This window comes from Sphingomonas bacterium, assembly GCF_903644055.1.
GTDB lineage: Bacteria > Pseudomonadota > Alphaproteobacteria > Sphingomonadales > Sphingomonadaceae > Sphingomonas_I.
Map to the genome: position 1 here is coordinate 1 of NZ_CAHJXD010000217.1, position 3,945 is coordinate 3,945.

General features: G+C 69.0%; 5 protein-coding genes. 4 read left to right on the forward strand and 1 reads right to left on the reverse strand.

Annotated elements, in window-relative coordinates:
- Window positions 1-375: ATP-binding cassette domain-containing protein (locus tag HUU94_RS09605; protein WP_174274865.1), on the reverse strand; the 375-nt coding region annotated here is incomplete at its 3' end.
- 152 nt (window positions 376-527) lie between these two features.
- Here HUU94_RS09605 and HUU94_RS09610 point away from each other — a divergent pair.
- The 4 genes from HUU94_RS09610 to HUU94_RS09625 all read left to right on the forward strand — a co-directional run bounded on the left by HUU94_RS09610 (window position 528) and on the right by HUU94_RS09625 (window position 3,775).
- Window positions 528-827: a hypothetical protein gene (locus HUU94_RS09610; protein WP_254602114.1), complete on the forward strand. Its 300-nt coding sequence runs from the start codon at window positions 528-530 to the stop codon at window positions 825-827.
- 105 nt (window positions 828-932) lie between these two features.
- Window positions 933-1,598, forward strand: coding sequence for a response regulator transcription factor (locus tag HUU94_RS09615; protein WP_174274866.1), 666 nt, complete (start codon window positions 933-935; stop codon window positions 1,596-1,598).
- 172 nt (window positions 1,599-1,770) lie between these two features.
- Window positions 1,771-3,078, forward strand: a complete 1,308-nt coding sequence (locus HUU94_RS09620; RefSeq protein WP_174274869.1) for a sensor histidine kinase — start codon at window positions 1,771-1,773, stop codon at window positions 3,076-3,078.
- Between the two features lie 118 nt (window positions 3,079-3,196).
- A complete protein-coding gene (locus tag HUU94_RS09625) occupies window positions 3,197-3,775 on the forward strand; it encodes an NADPH-dependent FMN reductase (RefSeq protein ID WP_174274867.1) in 579 nt (192 codons plus the stop codon).
- Window positions 3,776-3,945 lie beyond the last annotated feature (170 nt).

Here is a 3,945-nt window from a genome sequence, read left to right on the forward strand (position 1 = left end):
GCGGCGCTCGCCCCCGCTCGCGGTGGCGCAGGCGCGCGCGAGATCGATGCCGAGCTGGTCGGCGATCGCCTCGACCTCGTGCGGCTGCGGCGCATCGGCGCCGCCCAGCGCATAATCGCGCAGCGTCGCGAAGCCCGCGAGGCTCGGCTCCTGTTCGAGTAGGATCACCCTCGTGCCGGGGACGATCGTGCGGCGGCCCTCGTCGGCGTCGATCGTCCCCGCGAGCAATTTCAGCAGCGTGGTCTTGCCCGCGCCGTTGCGGCCGATCAGCGCCAGCCGGTCGCGCGGCCCCACGAAGATATCGAGCCCGCGGAACAGCCAGCCCGCGCCCTGGACGATGCCGAGGTTTTCGAAGGCGAGGACGGGGGCGGCCATACCGGTGCAGCTAGGCGGCGATGGGCGGCGGCGCAACCGGCGCGCGTCGACGGGGTCGGCGGGATGTGGCGGAATTGCCACCTTTTCAGGCGCTTCGTTGCCGCCTTGCCATTCACAGGCTGTTCAAAGCGGGAGGCCTATGCCACCGCCTCATGCCGATGCTCAGGATCGCCGCCGCCGCTCTCGTGGCCATGCTCGTCGCGCCCGCCCTTCAGGCGGACCAGCGGCGCGAGCAGGATCAGGCGCTCGCCGCGACGCGTTCGGGGCAGGTCAAGCCGCTGCGCGAGATCGAGGCGCGCGTGCTGCCAAGAATGGGCGGCGCCGATTATCTCGGGCCGGAGTTCGATCCCGCCTCCTCCACCTACCGGCTCAAGTTCATGCGCGGCGCGTCGGTGATCTGGATCGACGTCGATGCGCGCACCGGCCAGATCGTCGGGCGTTCGGGGAACTGAAGGCCGGGGATTGAAGCCCGGGCGCGCAGCACCTACTCCCCGCCGTTCATGTTCGGCACAGTCCCGGGGCGATAGGGCCGGACGACTTCAACGGGGAGACATCCGATGCGCGTGCTGATCGTCGAGGACGAACCCAATCTCGGGCGGCAATTGCGCGCCACGCTGGAGGGAGCCGGCTATGCGATCGATCTCGCCACCGATGGCGAGGACGGGCATTATCTCGGCTCGACCGAGAATTACGACGCGATCGTGCTCGATTTGGGCCTGCCCGAGGTCGACGGACTGACCGTGCTCGACCGCTGGCGCAAGGAAGGCAAGGACACGCCCGTGCTGGTGCTGACCGCGCGCGATAGCTGGTCCGACAAGGTGGCGGGGCTGGACGCGGGCGCCGACGATTATCTCGCCAAGCCGTTTCAGACCGAGGAACTGATCGCGCGCCTCCGCGCGCTGATCCGCCGCGCGGCGGGCAACGCCTCGTCCGAACTGATCGCCGGCGAGATCCGCCTCGATACGCGCAGCGGCAAGGTCACCAAGGCGGGCGAGCCCGTCAAGCTTACCGCGCAGGAGTATAAACTGCTGAGCTATCTGATGCACCACAAGGGCAAGGTGGTGAGCCGAACCGAGCTGATCGAGCATATCTACGATCAGGATTTCGATCGCGATTCCAACACGATCGAGGTGTTCGTCACGCGAATCCGCAAGAAGCTCGGCGCGGACGTGATCACCACTATACGCGGCCTCGGCTATTCGCTGGACGAGACCGCGAGCTGAGATGGCGCACGCGGCCGGCGAGGGACGGCGGCCGCCGCCGGGATGGCGCTGGATCGAGGTGCCGTTCAACCTGCTCCGCTCGGTGCTGACCGGCAGGTCGCTGATCGTCAGCAGCGGGCCGAACGAGCCGCTCCGCCAGGCGCAGCGGACGACGGGATCGCTGACCCGCCGGATGATCGGCATCGCCGCGCTGTGGATCCTCGTGCTGCTCGCGGGCGGCGGCTATGCGCTGGATCGCGTGCTCAACACTGCGATGACGCGCAATTTCGACGCGCAGCTCCAATATGTGCTGACCGCGATGATCGCGTCGGCGGAGATCGATCCGGCGGGGGAGGTGCGCTTCACGCGCCCGCTCGGCGACCAGCGTTTCCTGGAGCCCGCGTCGGGGCTCTATTATCAGGTCGCGGGCGCCGCGCACGAACCGTTCCGCTCGCGCTCGCTCTGGGATCGCGCGCTGGATACGACCGCCAAGCACCGCGATCTCGCGGTCCATCTCTACAATAGCAAGCAATTTTCCGACGAGCCGCTGCGGATCATGGAGCGCGATCTCAAGCTGCCGGGATCGCCGCTGATGTGGCGGTTCCAGGTGGCGCAGGCGCGCGCCGGGCTCGACGATCAGATCGCCGTGCTGCGCCGGACGCTGGTGCGTTCGTTCGCGATCCTCGGGCTGGGGCTGATCGTCATGTCGACCTTGCAGGCGGCGTTCGGGCTGTGGCCGCTCCGGCACGTAAGGCGCGAGATCAACGCGGTGCGGACCGGGCGGCGCTCGCGCGTCGATGCGCGGCTGCCGATCGAGATCGCGCCGATGGTCGAGGAACTGAACGATCTGCTCGCGCACAACGAGCGGCAGGCGGAGGAAGCGCGCACGCACGCGGGCAATCTCGCGCATGCGCTCAAGACCCCGCTGACCGTAATCATGAACGAGGCGACCGCCAACAGCGACGACCTCTGCAAAACCGTGATCCGCGAGGCGACGACGATGCGGCGGCAGGTCGATCACCATCTTGCGCGCGCGCGCGCGGTGGGGCGGCGGGGGGCCGCGCAGAGCGTCGCGCAGCTCTGGTCCTCGGTCGAGGCGGTGGAGCGCGCGGTGGGGCGGCTCTACCCCGACGTGACGATCGACATGGCGGGCGACCGGACCGTGCGCGCGCGCGTCGAGCGGCAGGACCTCGACGAGATGCTCGGCAATCTGATCGAGAATGCCGCCAAATATGGCGGCGGCCGCGTGTTCGTGGCGATCGGCGGCGACGCGGGCTTCGCCGAGGCGGTGATCGAGGATGACGGCACGGGCATCCCCGCCGATCAGCGGCAGGCGATCTTCGAGCGCGGCGTGCGGCTGGATACGGGCAAGCCGGGCACGGGCCTCGGCCTCGCGATCGTGCGCGATGTCGCGGAGATTTACGGCGGCACGGTGGCGCTGCACGAGAGCGAAGACCTCGGCGGCCTTTGCGTGCGGCTGCGGCTGCCGGCGTTGCCATGACCGGCCCGACAGAATCGCGGGAGTGGTAAAAAGCCCGGCGGCCATCGTTGGCGGGCATTGCTAGAAGGCTTTTGCTGGTCGAAGAGCGGGATCGCAACGACCGAAACGAGCGAACGGAATGATGACGAGCACCGAGCCCCCCCTCATCGTCGGCATCGGCGGCACCAGCATGCCGGGATCCTCCACCGAACGCGCGCTCGCGGTGGCATTGGCGGCGGCGGAGCGCGCCGGTGCCGTGACTCGATTGTTCGGGGGCGAGGCGATGATGCGGCTGCCGCTCTACGTGCCGGGGGTCGCCGACCGCTCGGCCGCCGAGCATGATTTCGTCGCGACGGTCCGCGCCGCCTCCGGAATCATCATCGCGAGCCCCGGATATCATGGCAGCGTCTCCGGCCTCGTGAAGAACACGATCGACCTGCTGGAGGAAACCGCCAAGGATTCGCGCGTCTATCTGGCCGACCTGCCGGTGGGCCTTATCGCCACCGCCTACGGATGGCAGGCGACGGGCAGCACGGTGGCGGCGCTGCGCTCGATCGTCCATGCGCTGCGCGGCTGGCCCACGCCTTTCGCGGCGACGGTCAACAGCCAGAACTGCCGCTTCGATGCGGCGGGCGGTTGCAGCGATCCGGCGGTGGCGGAGCAACTGGCGGTGGTCGGCCGGCAGGTGGCGCAGGCGGCACTGCGCGACGCGGCCTGATGCGAGCCGCCAGCCGGAAGCGATGCGAGCGGCGGTGCGGGCCTGGAGCCTGTCCTGTTGACGTTATACTCTCGTCACCCCGGCCTTGAGCCGGGGTCCCGCTGCTTGGCGACGCTGAAGAAGAAGCGGGACCCCGGCTCAAGGCCGGGGTGACGTTGAGTGAACAGGAT

Coding starts and splice junctions, on each gene's coding strand:
- HUU94_RS09610 (WP_254602114.1), top strand. CDS start 528: ATGCCGATGCTCAGGATCGCCGCCGCCGCTCTCGTGGCCATGCTCGTC.
- HUU94_RS09615 (WP_174274866.1), top strand. CDS start 933: ATGCGCGTGCTGATCGTCGAGGACGAACCCAATCTCGGGCGGCAATTG.
- HUU94_RS09620 (WP_174274869.1), top strand. CDS start 1,771: ATGATCGGCATCGCCGCGCTGTGGATCCTCGTGCTGCTCGCGGGCGGC.
- HUU94_RS09625 (WP_174274867.1), top strand. CDS start 3,197: ATGATGACGAGCACCGAGCCCCCCCTCATCGTCGGCATCGGCGGCACC.